This window comes from Pseudomonas aphyarum (assembly GCF_028657055.1).
In the GTDB taxonomy this organism is placed as follows: Bacteria; Pseudomonadota; Gammaproteobacteria; order Pseudomonadales; family Pseudomonadaceae; genus Aquipseudomonas; species Aquipseudomonas aphyarum.
In genome coordinates this window covers 30,877-46,817 of sequence record NZ_JAMDGS010000008.1, presented here as the reverse complement: position 1 = coordinate 46,817, position 15,941 = coordinate 30,877, and the positions used below count along the sequence as shown (strand labels likewise).

The following is a 15,941-nucleotide window of genomic DNA, read 5'->3' as shown; positions in this document are numbered from 1 at the left end:
CTAAATCGGCTGTTTAGACAGCTTCAACCCTGCACGACGCAGGTGGCCAGGTGTGCAGCGAGCGCATCCCAGGCAATGCTTTGTTGTTCGCCCTGGCCACGCAGGGGTTTGAAACCTACCACTTGCTGGGCCATTTCGTCGTCACCGAGGATCAGTGCGTACAGCGCACCGCTCTTGTCGGCTTTCTTGAACTGGCTCTTGAAGCTACCGGCGCCGGCATTGACTTGCAGGCGCAGGTTGGGCAGTTGGTCGCGTACACGCTCGGCCAGGGCCAGACCGGCCAGCTCTGCTTCTTCGCCGAAGGCGCAGAGATAGACGTCGACCTGACGGGAGATTTCTTCCGGGATCTGCTCCAGGGTTTCCAGCAGCAGCACCAGACGCTCGATGCCCATGGCGAAACCGACGCCCGGGGTCGGTTTGCCGCCCATCTGCTCGACCAGACCGTCATAGCGCCCACCCGCGCAGACGGTGCCCTGGGCGCCGAGCTTGTCGGTGACCCATTCGAATACGGTTTTGCTGTAGTAATCCAGACCACGCACCAGTTTCGGGTTCAGCACGTAAGGAATGCCGACGGCATCCAGACGGGCTTTCAGGCCTTCGAAGTGGGCACGGGATTCGTCATCCAGGTAGTCGGCCATTTTCGGCGCATCGACCAGCACGGCCTGGGTGTCGGCATTTTTGGTGTCGAGCACGCGCAGCGGGTTGGTTTTCAGGCGACGCTGGCTGTCTTCGTCCAGTTTGTCGTGGTGCGCCGAGAGGTACTCGACCAGCGCTTCACGATAACGGCCGCGGGACTCGCTGGTGCCCAGACTGTTGAGCTCAAGCTTGACCGCATCGCGGATGCCCAGTTCGCCCCACAGGCGCCAGGTCAGCACGATCAGTTCGGCGTCGATGTCCGGACCGTCGAGGTTGAACACCTCCAGACCGATCTGGTGGAACTGGCGATAACGGCCTTTCTGTGGGCGCTCGTGACGGAACATCGGGCCGATGTACCAGAGCTTCTGCACCTGGCCACCGCCGGTGATGCCGTACTCGAGCACTGCACGCACGCACGCGGCCGTACCTTCCGGACGCAGGGTCAGGGAGTCGCCGTTGCGGTCTTCGAAGGTGTACATCTCTTTTTCGACGATGTCGGTCACTTCACCGATCGAGCGCTTGAACAGCTCGGTGAACTCGACGATCGGCATGCGGATCTGCTTGTAACCGTAGTTATCCAGCAGACGCGAAACGGTACCTTCGAAATAACGCCATACCGGCGTCTGTTCCGGCAGGATGTCGTTCATGCCACGAATGGCTTGCAGAGACTTGCTCACAGAAATTCCTTAATTCGTTCGATCAGCCGCGCGCGATAACCGCTGCGTCAGCTTCGACCTTCTCGGCCGCTTTCTCGCGGATCAGCTTTTCCAGCTCGTCCACCAGATTGTCATTCGTCAGTTTCTGCGACGGCTTGCCGTCGATGTAAATCAGGTTTGGCGTGCCGCCGGTCAAGCCGATATGGGCTTCCTTGGCTTCGCCGGGGCCGTTGACCACGCAACCGATCACCGCGACATCCAGCGGCACCAGCAGGTCTTCAAGGCGCCCCTCCAGCTCGTTCATGGTCTTGACCACATCGAAGTTCTGCCGCGAGCAGCTCGGGCAGGCGATGAAGTTGATGCCACGGGAACGCAGATGCAAAGACTTGAGAATGTCGTAACCGACCTTCACTTCCTCGACCGGGTCGGCCGCCAGCGAGATGCGGATAGTATCGCCAATCCCCTCGGCGAGCAGCATACCTAGGCCCACGGCGGATTTCACTGTACCGGAGCGCAATCCACCGGCTTCGGTGATGCCCAGGTGCAGCGGCTGGACGATTTCCTTGGCCAGCAGGCGGTAGGCTTCAACGGCCATGAACACGTCGGAAGCCTTCACGCTGACCTTGAAGTCCTGAAAATTCAGGCGTTCGAGGTGTTCAACGTGACGCAGGGCGGACTCGACCAGCGCAGCCGGCGTCGGCTCGCCGTATTTCTTTTGCAGGTCTTTTTCCAGCGAGCCGGCGTTGACGCCGATGCGGATCGGAATCCCGCGGTCACGGGCGGCATCGACCACCGCACGCACGCGGTCTTCGCGACCGATGTTGCCCGGGTTGATGCGCAGGCAGTCCACACCCAGTTCGGCCACGCGCAGAGCGATCTTGTAGTCGAAATGGATGTCGGCAACCAATGGCACCTTGACCAGTTGCTTGATCTTGCCGAACGCCTCGGCGGCGTCCATGTCCGGTACCGAAACGCGGACGATGTCGACGCCAGCGGCTTCCAGACGGTTGATCTGTGCGACGGTGGCAGCGACGTCATTGGTGTCGCTGTTGGTCATGCTCTGCACAGCGATAGGGGCATCGCCGCCCACGGGCACGTTACCGACCCAGATCTTGCGCGATTCGCGACGTTTGATTGGAGATTCGCCGTGCATGACTTATTGACCCAACTTCAGGCGAGCGGTCTCGCCACTGGTGAACGGAGCGACATCGACCGGCTGGCCGTTGTAGCTGACCTGCGCGCCACGGGCAACGCCCAGACGCACGGCAAACGGAGGCTTGCCGACGACAGACAGGCTGTCGCCCTTGCGCTTGAGGCCGCTGTACAGCACTTTACCGCTGCCATCGGTCACTTGAGTCCAGCAATCGGCGATGAACTGCACCTGAACCTGGCCCTGACCTGCAGCCGGAGTAACGGGCGCTGTCGGCGCGGGTGCAGCCACGGCCGGAGCTGCCGGGGCAGTAACGGTCGGTGCAGGTGTGGCCGGAACGGCAGGTGCTGGAGTTGCCGGAGCAGCCACCACAGGCGCTGGCGTATGAACCGGTGCAGCCGGAGTCGCGGCTGGCGCAGCAGGTGCCGGAGCAACCGGTGCGGTCGCTGGCGCTGCGGCCTCGGTCTCGGTACCGGTCGATTCAGCCGTGGTTTCCGATTGAGGCAGCGCCAGAGCGGTCGAGCCCTCGGCTTCGCCTTCTGCGACGGCCTGGTCTTCCGGCTCGTCCAGCGGATGAATCTGGGTGGTGCCGTCGGCGCCTTCGACTTCGACGTGCTCCGGCGCCAGGCCGATCAGGTCCTTGGTACGCAGCGACGTCTGATCCTGCCACCAGACGAAACCGCCGCCGATGACCGCAATCAGCAGCAACAGGCTGACGATACGCAAAATGGTGTGGGAAACCCGTACCGGCTCTTCGATGCGGCCCAGTGCATGGACATTGCTGCCCTGGGAATCGGTGCCGGTGGACTGGTCGAATTGCTGGACCAGAACGGTCTGATCCATGCCGAGCAATTTGGCGTAGGCGCGAATGTAGCCGCGAGCGAAGGTATGCCCGGGCAACTTGTCGAATGCACCGGCCTCAAGATTGCTCAGGGAAGTCACGGTGAGGTTGAGCTTGAGGGCCACTTCGGCCAGCGACCAGCCATTGCTTTCGCGGGCCTGGCGCAAGGTCTCACCGGGGTTAACGCGATTCGCTGCTACAACTTCGGGATGCGCCGCTTTCATCATTGCTCCGACAGGTATTGCTGATATTCCGGCGTACCGGGATAGAGTCGTTTTAATTGCAGGCCCGCACTGGCGGCCTTGTCGCGATCTTCAAATACTTTTGCCAACCGAACGGCGAGCAACAGACTACGTGCATTTTGCTCGGAGAGCTGGCTGAAACGGTCGTAATAGTCACGCGCGGGCACATAATGCCTGTCTTCGAATGACAACTCAGCCATTTCCAGCAATGCCCGTGGCTGCTGACGGTTCAAACGCAGCGCTTTTTCCAGCTGCTGCTGTGCCAGATCACGCTGCCCGAGCTTCGCCGCCGTCATGCCGAGGTTCTCGAACACCCGCGAACGCTCAGGATACAGGGTATCGGCGGCTGCCTGTTCAAAACGCTCGTAGGCTTCCTTGTAACGCTGTTCTTCGTAGAGAAAACTGCCGTAGTTGTTGAGGATGCGCGCATCGGCGGGACGGGAGGACAAGGCTTTGCGGAAGTGTTCGTCAGCCAGCGCAGGTTCCATTTCGGCCTGGAATACCAGCCCCAGCGCGGCATTGGCGTCGGGATCCGAACCGTCCAGTTCCAGCGCCTTCTTCAGTGGAACCTTGGCCCGCTCGGTCATGCCCTGCTGCAAGTATCCCAGCCCCAGCTGCACGTAGGCAGCCCGCGCTTCGTCACGGCCCTTGCTGGTCTTCATCGGGTTGTAATCGCCCGACAGGACACAACCAGCACACAGGCTGGCCAACAGCAACAGCAGCGCAAAGCGCAGGGACATAGAGATCCTCTCTTAGTTAGTGTTCGCGGCGTTCTGTGCCAGATCGCTGTCGGCGCTCAATTCGCGCACGGCGATGTAACGTTCGCTGCGACGGGTGCGATCCAGCACCTGCCCTACCAATTGACCACAAGCCGCGTCGATGTCCTCACCACGGGTGGTGCGCACGGTGACGTTGAAACCGGCCTGGTGAAGCTGATCCTGGAACCGGCGGATGGCGTTGTTGCTCGGCCGCTCGTACCCGGAATGCGGGAACGGGTTGAACGGAATCAGGTTGATCTTGCACGGAATGTTCTTCAGCAGCTCGATCATTTCCACGGCGTGCTCAAGCTTGTCATTGACGTCCTTGAGCAAGGTGTACTCGATGGTCAGCACGCGCTTCTCGCCCAGTTCGGACATGTAGCGCTGGCACGACTCGAGCAGCATCTTAAGCGGATATTTCTTGTTGATCGGCACCAATTGGTTACGCAATGCGTCATTCGGTGCGTGCAGGGACAACGCCAGGGATACGTCGATGTGCTTGGCCAGCTCATCGATCATCGGCACCACACCCGACGTGGACAGGGTCACGCGGCGCTTGGAGATCCCGTAGCCCAGGTCATCCATCATCAGATGCATGGCGGCCACGACGTTGTCGAAGTTCAGCAGCGGTTCGCCCATGCCCATCATCACCACGTTGGTGATGGCGCGGTCGATGGTAGCCGGAACACTGCCGAAGGATTTGTTGGCAATCCACACCTGACCGATGACTTCGGCGGCGGTGAGGTTGCTGTTGAAGCCTTGCTTGCCGGTGGAGCAGAAACTGCAGTCCAGGGCACAGCCTGCCTGGGACGAAACGCACAGAGTGCCGCGTTTGCCCTGGGGAATGTAAACGGTCTCGACACAGCTGCCGGACGCCACGCGCACCACCCACTTGCGGGTGCCGTCGCTGGAAATGTCCTCGCTGACCACTTCGGGACCACGGACCTCAGCAACAGCCTTGAGCTTTTCGCGCAAGGCCTTGCTGACGTTCGTCATGGCGTCGAAATCATCGACGCCAAAGTGGTGAATCCATTTCATTACCTGACCGGCACGGAAACGCTTCTCCCCGATTGAGTCGAAGAATTTTTCCATTTCCGGCTGGGTCAGACCCAGCAGGTTGGTTTTAACAGTCGATGTAGTCATGGATTCACCTTCACTCTTTAAGCCAATGCTTAGCGAGTGGTTACTTCAGTAGCTGCGAAGAAGTACGAGATTTCACGAGCAGCAGCGGCTTCGGAGTCCGAACCGTGTACAGCGTTGGCGTCGATGGAATCAGCGAAGTCAGCACGGATGGTGCCGGCAGCAGCTTCTTTAGGGTTGGTAGCGCCCATCAGCTCACGGTTCAGAGCGATAGCGTTTTCGCCTTCCAGAACCTGAACAACAACAGGACCGGAGATCATGAAGGCAACCAGGTCGCCGAAGAAGCCACGAGCGCTGTGCTCAGCGTAGAAGCCTTCGGCTTCGGCTTTGGACAGTTGCTTCAGTTTCGAAGCTACAACGCGCAGGCCGGCTTTTTCGAAACGAGTGGTGATCTCGCCGATCACGTTTTTAGCAACGGCGTCAGGCTTGATGATGGAGAAAGTACGTTGAACAGCCATGGTGTAACTCCAGAAACGGTAATTTGCGAAAAATTAAACCCGCGAATTATACGCGGGTTCTTGGGTATTGCCTAACCTGCGAGGACGATCAGTCTATTTCATCATTCCAGAGCTGCTGAACCGCTTCCAACACCTTCTCGCCGACACGGCCAGAGTTGTTGTCGAAGTCAGGCAGCTCCATGATCCATCGCTGCAGGTCGACGAAATTGACAGAAAACGGATCTACACCCGGCTTGCCTTCCGCCAGCTCTTCTGCAATACGTTGAACATCATTCCAACCGTAGCTCATGACAGTCTTACCAGTCAGTGCGGCGCTTCGGCCGCATGGTTAAGCGAATATTTCGGAATTTCGACGGTGATGTCTTCTTCACCGACGATCGCCTGACAAGCCAGGCGCGACTGGGCTTCCAGACCCCAGGCACGATCAAGGAAATCTTCCTCCAACTCGTCGGCTTCTTCCAGCGATTCGAAACCCTCGCGAATGATGCAGTGACAAGTGGTGCAGGCGCAGACGCCGCCGCAGGCGCTTTCCATCTCGATGTGGTGTTCGTGAGCCAGTTCGAGGATCGACGTGCCAGGCGCAGCGTCAACAACCATGCCTTCAGGGCAAAACTTCTCGTGGGGCAGAAAAATGACCTGCGGCATCAGATATCCTCGATTTCATTCAGATTGCGCCCCGACAGAGCGGCTTTCACCGTCTGATCCATACGACGGGCTGCAAAAGCATCGGTCACTTGCGACAGACGCTTGGTCTGCTGCTCGATGGCGTAACCATCGGTGCCTTTCATCAGTTCGGTCAGTTCCTGCACCTGCAGATCGATGACCATGCGCTCTTCAGCGTCGAGCAAACGCTCGCCATCCGCCTCAAGAGCGCCCTGCACCGCTTCGATCAGACGCTGGGCATCGACTTGTTGCTCGCGAAGAACGCGGGCGACTTTGTCGTCATTGGCGTGCTGGAACGAATCTTTCAGCATCTTGGCGATTTCGCCGTCGGTCAGACCATAGGACGGCTTGACCTGAATGCTCGCTTCAACGCCCGAGCCCAGTTCACGGGCAGAAACGCTGAGCAGACCGTCGGCATCGACCTGGAAGGTCACACGAATTTTCGCCGCACCGGCTACCATCGCCGGGATGCCGCGCAATTCGAAGCGAGCCAAAGAGCGGCAATCGCTGATCAGCTCACGCTCGCCCTGCAACACGTGGATCGCCATGGCCGACTGGCCGTCTTTGTAAGTGGTGAAGTCCTGGGCGCGAGCAACGGGGATGGTGGTGTTACGTGGAATCACCTTCTCCATCAGGCCGCCCATGGTTTCCAGCCCCAGGGACAGCGGGATCACGTCGAGCAGCAGCAGTTCACCGCCATCGCGCTTGTTGCCAGCCAGCGTATCGGCCTGGATCGCGGCACCGATGGCCACCACCTGATCCGGGTCGATTTCGGTCAGCGGCTGACGACCGAAGGCTTCGGCGACGGCTTCGCGAACACGTGGAACACGGGTCGAGCCACCGACCATGACCACGGCGTGCACGTCTTCCAGCTCGACGCCGGAATCGCGCACGGCGCGGCGGCAGGCTTTCAGGCTGCGGGCAACCATTGGCTCGATCAGCGCATCGAAGGCTTCGCGGGTCAGCTGTGCTTTCCAGTCGCCGTAGGCAACTTCAACACAGTCAGCATCCGTCAGGGCTTCTTTAGCGGCGCAGGCGGTTTGCAGCAGGCTGCGCTGTGCGCCCGGATCGAGGTCAGCGGACAAACCGGCGCTCTCGATGATCCAGCCGGCAATCGCGTGGTCGAAATCATCGCCACCCAGCGCGCTGTCGCCGCCAGTAGCGAGGACTTCGAAGACACCGCCAGTCAGGCGCAGAATCGAAATATCGAAGGTGCCGCCGCCCAGGTCGTAAATGGCGACCAGGCCTTCGGCATGCTGATCCAGACCGTATGCCACCGCTGCTGCAGTCGGCTCGTTGAGCAGACGCAGCACGTTTAGACCGGCGAGTTTCGCCGCGTCCTTGGTAGCCTGGCGCTGAGCATCGTCGAAGTACGCCGGAACGGTGATCACCGCGCCCACCAGCTCACCGCCAAGGGTGGCTTCAGCGCGCTGACGCAATACTTTCAGGATATCGGCAGAGACTTCGACCGGGCTTTTCGGCCCCTGCACGGTGTCGATGAACGGCATGTGCGATTCGCCGCCGACAAAGCGGTACGGCAGTTGATCGCCCAATTGCTTGACGTCGGACAGACCACGACCCATCAGGCGCTTGACCGACAGCACGGTGTTCAGGGGATCGGAGGACGCAGCCAGTTTGGCTGACTCGCCGACTTCGACGCGATCGGCGTGATAACGCACGGCGGAAGGCAGGATGACCCGCCCTTCGGCGTCGGCCAGCGGCTCGGAAAGACCACTGCGCAACGCAGCGACCAGCGAATTGGTAGTGCCCAAGTCGATCCCCACAGCCAGACGACGCTGGTGCGGTTGAGGACTTTGGCCGGGTTCGGCGATCTGCAGTAGGGCCATCGTGATCAGGACTTATCTGTATATCAGGCGTGCGACCGGAGCGGCACTGGGTTAATCGTCGAGGCGCTCTTCTAACTGGCGCACTTCGTAGGTGAGCTTGTCGAGGAACTGCATGCGCCGCATCAGGCGTTCGGCCTGTTCGCGTTGCGCTGCATCATCCCAACAGGCCGCGAAGCTTTCGTTGAGCTCTTCCTGGGCGGTTTTCAGGCGACGCTTGAAGGCCGCGACACCGTCCAGATCGGCACTGTCCTGCAGATCTTCGAGCTCTTCGCGCCATTGCATCTGCTGCAGAAGAAACTCGGGATCATGGACGGTGACTTCCATCGGCACTTCGTGCCCGCTGATGGTCAGCAGGTAGCGTGCACGCTGGGCCGGACTCTTGAGCGTCTGGTAGGCATCGTTGAGCCGTGCAGACTGCTCGAGCGCCGACCGCTGCTCGCGCTCGGAAGCATCGGCAAAGCGGTCAGGATGAACGCCGCGCGCCAACTCGCGATAGCGCGTGGCCAACTGCTCGAGATCCAGACGAAAGCCCGGTTGCAGCTCGAATAAAGCGAAATGACAAGGAATACCCACGACAAGCCTCAGATGTTGAAGCTTTCGCCGCAGCCACATTCACCGCGTACGTTGGGGTTGTTGAACTTGAAGCCTTCGTTCAACCCTTCCTTGACGAAGTCGAGCTCGGTGCCGTCGAGGTAGGCCAGGCTTTTCGGGTCGATGATCACTTTTTCGCCGTGACTCTCGAACACCTGATCTTCTGCAACCACCTCGTCGACAAACTCCAGCACGTAGGCAAGGCCGGAACAGCCCGTGGTGCGAACACCCAGACGAATCCCTTCACCCTTGCCGCGCCCGTCGAGGGAGCGTCGCACGTGTCGAGCAGCCGCTTCTGTCATGCTGATAGCCATCGTTGACTCCTTACTCGTCGCCCAATGCTTAGATCAAGCCTTTCTTCTGCTTGTAATCGCGAACGGCGGCCTTGATGGCGTCTTCAGCGAGAACCGAGCAGTGGATTTTCACTGGCGGCAGGGCCAGTTCTTCGGCCAGCTGAGTGTTCTTGATGGTTTCAGCTTCGTCCAGGGTCTTGCCCTTCATCCACTCGGTAGCGAGGGAGCTGGAGGCGATAGCCGAACCGCAGCCGTAGGTCTTGAACTTGGCGTCTTCGATAACGCCCTGATCGTTGACCTTGATTTGCAGACGCATCACGTCGCCGCACGCCGGAGCGCCGACCATGCCGGTGCCGACATCAGGATCTTCCGCGTTCATCTTGCCGACGTTGCGCGGGTTTTCGTAGTGGTCGATGACCTTTTCGCTGTAAGCCATGATTCTCAATCCTCACTCATCAGGGCCGCTCTTGAGACCCTGCAACTGCGCTGCGTAAACCGCCGCGTCGCTACAGGATCTGTATCCGGCGGCTTCTATATTTAGTGTGCCGCCCACTCGATCTTCGAGATATCGACGCCGTCTTTGTACATGTCCCACAGCGGCGACAGAGCGCGCAGCTTGGTAACGGCCTCGCAGACTTTCTGCGCGGCGTAGTCGATTTCTTCTTCGGTGGTGAAACGGCCGAAGGTGAAACGGATCGAGCTGTGTGCCAGTTCGTCGTTGCGGCCCAGGGCGCGCAGTACGTACGAAGGCTCAAGCGAGGCCGAGGTGCAGGCCGAACCGGACGAAACCGCCAGATCCTTGAGCGCCATGATCAGCGACTCGCCTTCAACGTAGTTGAAGCTCAGGTTAAGGTTGTGCGGAACGCGAGCGGTCAGGCTGCCGTTGACGTACAGCTCTTCCAGGTGCTCGACCTGCTTGTAGAAGCGGTCGCTCAACGCTTTGATACGAACGTTTTCGGCAGCCATGTCTTCCTTGGCCACACGGAACGCTTCGCCCATGCCGACGATCTGGTGAGTCGCCAGGGTGCCGGAACGCATGCCACGTTCGTGACCGCCGCCGTGCATGGTCGCTTCGATGCGCACACGCGGCTTGCGGCTGACGTACAGCGCGCCGATGCCTTTAGGGCCGTAGGTCTTGTGGGCGGAGAACGACATCATGTCGACTTTCAGTTTCTGCAGGTCGATTTCGACCTTGCCGGTGGACTGAGCGGCGTCGACGTGGAACAGAATGCCCTTCGAACGAAGCAGCTCGCCGATGGCGGCGATGTCGTTGACGGTGCCGATTTCGTTGTTCACGTGCATCACCGACACCAGGATGGTGTCTTCGCGCAGCGCGGCTTCGATCATGGCCGGGGTGATCAGGCCATCTTCGGTTGGATCGAGGTAGGTGACTTCGAAACCTTCACGCTCCAGTTGGCGCATGGTGTCGAGGACAGCCTTGTGTTCGATCTTGGAGGTGATCAGGTGCTTGCCCTTGGAGGCGTAGAAATGTGCCGCACCCTTGATTGCCAGGTTGTCGGACTCGGTGGCACCGGAGGTCCAGACGATTTCACGGGGGTCGGCGTTGACCAGATCGGCCACCTGACGACGGGCGTTTTCGACGGACTCTTCGGCTTTCCAGCCGAACACGTGGGAACGGGACGCCGGGTTACCGAAGTTTCCGTCGACCAGCAGGCATTCACTCATTTTTTGCGCAACGCGCGGATCGACCGGGGTGGTCGCAGAGTAATCAAGGTAAATCGGCAATTTCATGGACTATCTCCTAAATCAGGCTGGCTGGCGTGCCGCTAGCTCTCTGGCTGTCATTCGACGGCGGACGCTTCAATCTTGTCCAGGCGCGGCGCCTTGCCATTGCAACGACGCTGATCCTGACGCTGGGCCACTTCCTGCACCTCACGGCGAGTTACGAGGTCGGCCAAGCTGATACCGCTGAGAAATTCGTGAATCTGCAGGCTCAGGTCGCACCACAGGTGATGGGTCAGGCAGGTGTCACCGGAGTGGCAGTCGCCCTGGCCCTGGCATTTGGTTGCATCGACCGATTCGTTCACCGCATCGATCACCTGAGCCACCTGGATGCCCTGCATGTCGCGGGACAGCTGGTAGCCACCGCCCGGACCGCGAACACTGGAAACCAGGTTACTGCGGCGCAGCTTGGCGAAAAGCTGTTCGAGATAGGACAGGGAGATGCCTTGGCGCTCGGAGATATCGGCCAGGGACACCGGCCCGTGTTGCGCGTGCAACGCCAGGTCAAGCATGGCGGTCACGGCGTATCGGCCTTTTGTAGTCAGTCGCATGGACAATTACCACGGAGTTCGGAATGGGCGGGAGTATGCAATTCCCGAGCATTTAAGTCAACTATAAGACCTAGTGCTTTAGTCGGGTTTACCCGCAAAAGAGCGCGCGAATGATAGCAGGGTCTGCGGCCTAATGGCACACCGGTCGGCAGCAGCCCTGCAAGTGCGTCAGTGGAGCTTGGATTCGTCCTTGCCCTTGACGCAGGCAAAGTCTTCTTCACGCAGCTCGGGCAGATCTTTCGCACAGTAATTACTGCCCAGATCCTTCAGCGCACCGCACATTCCCTCCAGACGTCCGTCCACCGCTTGCAGGTGATCGAGCAACTGGCCAATGGCACGCGCCACCGGATCGGGCATGTCTTCGCTGACGCCGTAAGCGTCGAAGCCGATCTTCTCGGCCATCGCCTTGCGCTTGGCGTCGGCCTCATCATCGGACTTGACGATGATCCGGCCCGGAATCCCCACTACAGTGGCGCCCGGAGGCACTTCCTTGGTGACCACGGCATTGGAACCGACCTTGGCGCCGGCACCCACAGTGAACGGACCGAGCACCTTCGCGCCCGCCCCCACTACAACGCCATCGCCGAGTGTCGGGTGACGCTTGCCCTTGTTCCAGCTGGTACCACCCAGGGTCACACCCTGATAGATCGTCACGTCATCGCCGATTTCAGCGGTTTCGCCGATCACGATGCCCATGCCGTGGTCGATGAAGAAGCGTCGACCGACCTTGGCACCCGGATGAATCTCGATCCCGGTCAGCCAGCGACCGAAGTTCGACACCAGCCGCGCCAGCCATTTCAGATCATTGCGCCAGAGCATGCCGGCCAGTCGATGAATCCAGATTGCATGCATGCCGGGGTAGCAGGTCAGGACTTCAAAAGCGTTACGCGCCGCCGGGTCTCGGTGGAATACGCTCTGGATATCTTCACGCAAACGCTCGAACATCATTAATCCTTCCGCTTAAGGAGCTCGCCACGGGCCGCTTTCTGGGTTTCCGTGAGGATGCCACGCAAAATATTCATTTCCGCCCGGCTGACCGAGCTGCGTCCGTACAACCGGCGCAGGCGCGCCATCAAGTGCCGCGGCTTTTCCGGATCGAGGAATTCGATGGCCACCAGAGTCTGCTCCAGGTGTTCATAGAACCGCTCCAGCTCATCCATGGTCGCAAGCTCTGCGCTTTTCACGGAGGCCACTTCTTCCTTCTCGATCTTGGTCGGCTGACCTTGTGCAGCCAGCCACGCCATGCGCACTTCATAACTCAACACCTGCACCGCCGCCCCGAGGTTCAGCGAGCTGAACTCAGGATCGGAGGGGATGTGCACGTGATAGTGACATCGCTGCAGCTCGTCATTGGTCAGGCCGGAATCTTCACGACCGAACACCAGCGCGATTTCCGCGCCCTGCCCGGCCTCCTCGACCACTTTGGTCCCGCACTCGCGCGGGTCCAGCAATGGCCAGGGAATGCGCCGGTCACGGGCACTGGTACCGAGCACCAGATTGCAACCGACCAGGGCGTCTTCCAAGGTGGCGACGACTTGCGCGTTTTCAAGGATGTCACCGGCACCGGAAGCACGGGCATCGGCTTCGTGATGCGGAAAGACGCGCGGATCAACCAGCACCAGCCGCGACAGGCCCATGTTTTTCATGGCGCGCGCGGTCCCGCCGATGTTTCCCGGATGGCTGGTATTGACCAGGACGACACGAATATTTTCCAGCACGGCGGGCGCTCTCGGACTCGGCAAAGGGGTGCAAATCTTACAGAACAGCCTACCGTTAAGCTATGAAAGCGAACAGCGACCTTCACCTGAAGAAAAGTTCTGATAGAATGCGCGGCTTTCTTTAACAACCTTAGGTGACACATCCATGCAGCCCATGCTGAATATCGCGCTGCGCGCCGCCCGCAGCGCCAGTGAACTGATCTTCCGCTCCATCGAGCGCCTGGATACCATCAAGGTCGACGAAAAAGACGCCAAGGATTACGTATCCGAGGTCGATCGCGCCGCCGAACAGAAAATCATCGACGCCCTGCGCAAGGCTTACCCGAATCACTCGATCATGGGTGAAGAGACCGGCCTGCACGCCGGCACCGGCATCGAAGGCGAAGAATACCTGTGGATCATCGATCCGCTGGACGGCACCACCAACTTCCTGCGCGGCATTCCTCACTTCGCTGTCAGCATTGCCTGCAAATACCGTGGCCGCCTGGAACACGCCGTTGTTCTGGATCCGGTTCGCCAGGAAGAGTTCACTGCCAGCCGTGGTCGCGGCGCTCAACTGAACGGTCGTCGCCTGCGTGTCAGCGGTCGCACCAGCCTGGACGGCGCTCTGCTCGGTACCGGTTTCCCGTTCCGTGACGACCAGATGGACAACCTCGACAACTACCTGGGCATGTTCCGCGCCCTGGTTGGCCAGACTGCCGGCATCCGCCGCGCCGGTTCGGCGAGCCTGGACCTGGCTTACGTGGCCGCCGGCCGTTTCGACGCGTTCTGGGAGTCGGGTCTGTCCGAGTGGGACATGGCCGCTGGCGCCCTGCTGATTCAAGAAGCAGGCGGCCTGGTGAGCGACTTCACCGGCGGTCACGACTTCCTTGAGAAAGGCCACGTCGTTGCCGGCAACACCAAATGCTTCAAGGCAGTCCTGACGGCGATCCAGCCGCACCTGCCGGCCTCGCTGAAGCGCTAAGCGTTTCGCGAAACCAAAAAAAACACCCTTCGGGGTGTTTTTTTATGGGCATGAAAAAAGCACCCCGAAGGGTGCTTTTCTTATAAGCCATCAACCCGTTACTGGCCTGGCTCGTTCTGCGACAGGATAAGCTTGCCTTCCTTGTCGACCGGAATCTGGTTGCCCGGATCACGATCCATGCGCACCTTGCCTTCCTTGCCGTCCAGCGAATACCGGACGTCATAACCCACGACTTTGTCGCTGATGTCATTCACCGTGTTACAGCGAGTCTGAGTCGTGGTGTAGGTATCACGCTCCTGCATACCCTCCTGAACCTTGTTACCGGCGTAACCACCACCGACCGCACCGGCCACCGTGGCAATCTTCTTGCCGGTGCCGCCGCCGATCTGGTTACCCAGCAGACCACCCGCCAGCGCACCGACCACGGTGCCGGCGATCTGGTGTTGATCTTTCACCGGCGCCTGCCGGGTCACCGTCACATCCTTGCACACTTCACGTGGAGTCTTGATCTGTGTTTTGACCGGTTCTACGGCCAGCACTTGCGCATACTCAGGGCCGCTTTTAACCAGGCTGTAGGTGGCAACAGCACCCCCGGCAGTCACACCGACAGCACCCAATACCGCACCAACCAGCAACGACTTGTTCACATGAACCTCCTGACCATCACATGCGGGACGCGCCCGCGCTTCTCCCAGCCTTGGAGCAAAAAAAAAGACGCGAGTTCAACTCGCGTCTTTTTTGACTGACAACCGGGAAAACGATGGCCGTTATGGACGGTCGTCGACTTCCTTCTCGGTGTTGACCGGCGGAATCAGGTCTTCGGTCGACAGGTTCAGCCAGATCAGCACCACGTTGGCGATGTAGATCGACGAGTAGGTACCCGCCAGAACACCCACCAGCAGCGCCAGGGAGAAGCCGTACAGATTGTCACCGCCGAAGAACAGCAGCGCCGCGATCGCCAGCAAGGTCGAAACCGAGGTCGCGATGGTCCGCAACAGGGTCTGCGTGGTCGAGATGTTGATGTTCTCGATCAGCGTGGCCTTGCGCAGAACGCGGAAGTTCTCACGCACCCGGTCGAACACGACGATGGTGTCGTTGAGCGAGTAACCGATGATCGCCAGCACCGCCGCCAGCACCGTCAGGTCGAAGGTGATCTGGAAGAACGACAGGATACCCACGGTCACAATCACGTCGTGAATCAGCGACACGATGGCGCCGACCGCAAACTTCCACTGAAAGCGGAAAGCCAGGTAGATCAGGATGCCGCCGAGCGCCAGCAGCATGCCCATGCCACCCTGGTCGCGCAGTTCTTCACCGACCTGCGGGCCGACGAACTCGACGCGCTTGACGGTCGCCGGGTTGTCGCCGCCGACCTTCTGCAGCGCTTCCGCCACCTGATGGCCCAGCTGCGGGTCTTCACCCGGCATACGCACCAGCAGATCGGTGGTCGCGCCGAAGTTCTGCACCACGGCCTCGTGGTAACCGGAAGAAACCAGTTGCTCGCGCACCTTGGTGACATCGGCCGGACGCTCGTAGGTCAGCTCGATGAGCGTACCGCCGGTGAAGTCCAGACCCCAGTTCATGCCCTTGTGGAACACACTGAAGATTGCCAGCAAGGTCAGAAATACAGTGACGCCGAACGCAAAGTTGCGGACGCCCATGAAGTTGATTGTACGTAACATGGCAGCCC

The 15,941-nt window shown here is 60.0% G+C and carries 19 protein-coding genes; 1 reads left to right on the top strand and 18 read right to left on the bottom strand.

The features are described 5' to 3' along the window. Nucleotides 1–23: 23 nt before the first annotated feature. The 16 genes from hisS to trmJ form a co-directional block, all read right to left on the bottom strand. Nucleotides 24–1,313 (bottom strand): histidine--tRNA ligase, encoded by a 1,290-nt coding sequence (gene hisS, locus M5G18_RS12615; protein ID WP_273898780.1) that lies wholly within the window; start codon nt 1,311–1,313, stop codon nt 24–26. Nucleotides 1,314–1,335: 22 nt separating this feature from the next. Beyond that, on the bottom strand, nt 1,336–2,445 hold the full coding sequence (gene ispG, locus M5G18_RS12610) for a flavodoxin-dependent (E)-4-hydroxy-3-methylbut-2-enyl-diphosphate synthase (protein WP_007956680.1): 1,110 nt from the start codon (nt 2,443–2,445) through the stop codon (nt 1,336–1,338). A 3-nt stretch (nt 2,446–2,448) separates the two neighbouring features. Beyond that, nucleotides 2,449–3,507, bottom strand: coding sequence for a RodZ domain-containing protein (locus M5G18_RS12605; RefSeq protein ID WP_273898779.1), 1,059 nt, complete (start codon nt 3,505–3,507; stop codon nt 2,449–2,451). After that, nucleotides 3,507–4,265 (bottom strand): type IV pilus biogenesis/stability protein PilW, encoded by a 759-nt coding sequence (pilW, locus tag M5G18_RS12600; RefSeq protein ID WP_007956682.1) that lies wholly within the window; start codon nt 4,263–4,265, stop codon nt 3,507–3,509. The genes M5G18_RS12605 and pilW overlap by 1 nt, the downstream gene beginning before the upstream one ends. A gap of 12 nt (nt 4,266–4,277) precedes the next feature. Continuing rightward, on the bottom strand, nt 4,278–5,426 hold the full coding sequence (gene rlmN, locus M5G18_RS12595; protein ID WP_007956683.1) for a dual-specificity RNA methyltransferase RlmN: 1,149 nt from the start codon (nt 5,424–5,426) through the stop codon (nt 4,278–4,280). Nucleotides 5,427–5,455: 29 nt separating this feature from the next. Further along, on the bottom strand, nt 5,456–5,881 hold the full coding sequence (gene ndk / locus M5G18_RS12590) for a nucleoside-diphosphate kinase (RefSeq protein WP_007916882.1): 426 nt from the start codon (nt 5,879–5,881) through the stop codon (nt 5,456–5,458). Between the two features lie 88 nt (nt 5,882–5,969). Continuing rightward, nucleotides 5,970–6,170, bottom strand: a complete 201-nt coding sequence (gene iscX / locus M5G18_RS12585) for a Fe-S cluster assembly protein IscX (protein ID WP_273898778.1) — start codon at nt 6,168–6,170, stop codon at nt 5,970–5,972. Nucleotides 6,171–6,184: 14 nt separating this feature from the next. Further along, a complete protein-coding gene (gene fdx, locus M5G18_RS12580; RefSeq protein WP_273898777.1) occupies nt 6,185–6,526 on the bottom strand; it encodes an ISC system 2Fe-2S type ferredoxin in 342 nt (113 codons plus the stop codon). Then, complete coding sequence (hscA, locus tag M5G18_RS12575; RefSeq protein ID WP_273898776.1) at nt 6,526–8,391, bottom strand: Fe-S protein assembly chaperone HscA; 1,866 nt, start codon at nt 8,389–8,391, stop codon at nt 6,526–6,528. Before hscA ends, fdx begins: the two co-directional genes overlap by 1 nt. Nucleotides 8,392–8,442: 51 nt before the next feature. Continuing rightward, entirely contained in the window at nt 8,443–8,964 is a 522-nt protein-coding gene (gene hscB / locus M5G18_RS12570; RefSeq protein WP_007956687.1) for a co-chaperone HscB, read from the bottom strand. An 8-nt stretch (nt 8,965–8,972) separates the two neighbouring features. Continuing rightward, nucleotides 8,973–9,296, bottom strand: a complete 324-nt coding sequence (gene iscA, locus M5G18_RS12565; protein ID WP_003227904.1) for an iron-sulfur cluster assembly protein IscA — start codon at nt 9,294–9,296, stop codon at nt 8,973–8,975. Between the two features lie 28 nt (nt 9,297–9,324). Beyond that, entirely contained in the window at nt 9,325–9,711 is a 387-nt protein-coding gene (gene iscU / locus M5G18_RS12560) for a Fe-S cluster assembly scaffold IscU (RefSeq protein ID WP_003227907.1), read from the bottom strand. A 101-nt stretch (nt 9,712–9,812) separates the two neighbouring features. Next, entirely contained in the window at nt 9,813–11,027 is a 1,215-nt protein-coding gene (locus tag M5G18_RS12555) for an IscS subfamily cysteine desulfurase (protein ID WP_007956689.1), read from the bottom strand. A 50-nt stretch (nt 11,028–11,077) separates the two neighbouring features. Beyond that, a complete protein-coding gene (gene iscR, locus M5G18_RS12550) occupies nt 11,078–11,569 on the bottom strand; it encodes a Fe-S cluster assembly transcriptional regulator IscR (RefSeq protein WP_007956690.1) in 492 nt (163 codons plus the stop codon). Nucleotides 11,570–11,737: 168 nt separating this feature from the next. After that, entirely contained in the window at nt 11,738–12,514 is a 777-nt protein-coding gene (cysE, locus tag M5G18_RS12545) for a serine O-acetyltransferase (RefSeq protein WP_007956691.1), read from the bottom strand. A gap of 2 nt (nt 12,515–12,516) precedes the next feature. Next, entirely contained in the window at nt 12,517–13,287 is a 771-nt protein-coding gene (gene trmJ, locus M5G18_RS12540) for a tRNA (cytosine(32)/uridine(32)-2'-O)-methyltransferase TrmJ (RefSeq protein ID WP_273898774.1), read from the bottom strand. Nucleotides 13,288–13,432: 145 nt separating this feature from the next. On the opposite strand from trmJ, the gene suhB reads away from it, so the two are divergent. Then, a complete protein-coding gene (suhB, locus tag M5G18_RS12535; RefSeq protein ID WP_007941397.1) occupies nt 13,433–14,251 on the top strand; it encodes a type III secretion system regulator SuhB in 819 nt (272 codons plus the stop codon). A gap of 98 nt (nt 14,252–14,349) precedes the next feature. On the opposite strand, the gene M5G18_RS12530 is transcribed toward suhB, so the two are convergent. Continuing rightward, complete coding sequence (locus M5G18_RS12530) at nt 14,350–14,898, bottom strand: glycine zipper 2TM domain-containing protein (RefSeq protein ID WP_007956693.1); 549 nt, start codon at nt 14,896–14,898, stop codon at nt 14,350–14,352. 120 nt (nt 14,899–15,018) lie between these two features. Continuing rightward, complete coding sequence (gene secF / locus M5G18_RS12525) at nt 15,019–15,933, bottom strand: protein translocase subunit SecF (protein ID WP_007956694.1); 915 nt, start codon at nt 15,931–15,933, stop codon at nt 15,019–15,021. Between the last annotated feature and the right edge of the window lie 8 nt (nt 15,934–15,941).

Excerpts from the sequence above, each read along its gene's own strand:
- ispG (WP_007956680.1), bottom strand. The coding sequence starts at position 2,445 with ATGCACGGCGAATCTCCAATCAAACGTCGCGAATCGCGCAAGATCTGG.
- M5G18_RS12605 (WP_273898779.1), bottom strand. The coding sequence starts at position 3,507 with ATGAAAGCGGCGCATCCCGAAGTTGTAGCAGCGAATCGCGTTAACCCC.
- pilW (WP_007956682.1), bottom strand. The coding sequence starts at position 4,265 with ATGTCCCTGCGCTTTGCGCTGCTGTTGCTGTTGGCCAGCCTGTGTGCT.
- rlmN (WP_007956683.1), bottom strand. The coding sequence starts at position 5,426 with ATGACTACATCGACTGTTAAAACCAACCTGCTGGGTCTGACCCAGCCG.
- ndk (WP_007916882.1), bottom strand. The coding sequence starts at position 5,881 with ATGGCTGTTCAACGTACTTTCTCCATCATCAAGCCTGACGCCGTTGCT.
- iscX (WP_273898778.1), bottom strand. The coding sequence starts at position 6,170 with ATGAGCTACGGTTGGAATGATGTTCAACGTATTGCAGAAGAGCTGGCG.
- fdx (WP_273898777.1), bottom strand. The coding sequence starts at position 6,526 with ATGCCGCAGGTCATTTTTCTGCCCCACGAGAAGTTTTGCCCTGAAGGC.
- hscA (WP_273898776.1), bottom strand. The coding sequence starts at position 8,391 with ATGGCCCTACTGCAGATCGCCGAACCCGGCCAAAGTCCTCAACCGCAC.
- iscA (WP_003227904.1), bottom strand. The coding sequence starts at position 9,296 with ATGGCTATCAGCATGACAGAAGCGGCTGCTCGACACGTGCGACGCTCC.
- iscU (WP_003227907.1), bottom strand. The coding sequence starts at position 9,711 with ATGGCTTACAGCGAAAAGGTCATCGACCACTACGAAAACCCGCGCAAC.
- M5G18_RS12555 (WP_007956689.1), bottom strand. The coding sequence starts at position 11,027 with ATGAAATTGCCGATTTACCTTGATTACTCTGCGACCACCCCGGTCGAT.
- iscR (WP_007956690.1), bottom strand. The coding sequence starts at position 11,569 with ATGCGACTGACTACAAAAGGCCGATACGCCGTGACCGCCATGCTTGAC.
- cysE (WP_007956691.1), bottom strand. The coding sequence starts at position 12,514 with ATGTTCGAGCGTTTGCGTGAAGATATCCAGAGCGTATTCCACCGAGAC.
- suhB (WP_007941397.1), top strand. The coding sequence starts at position 13,433 with ATGCAGCCCATGCTGAATATCGCGCTGCGCGCCGCCCGCAGCGCCAGT.
- secF (WP_007956694.1), bottom strand. The coding sequence starts at position 15,933 with ATGTTACGTACAATCAACTTCATGGGCGTCCGCAACTTTGCGTTCGGC.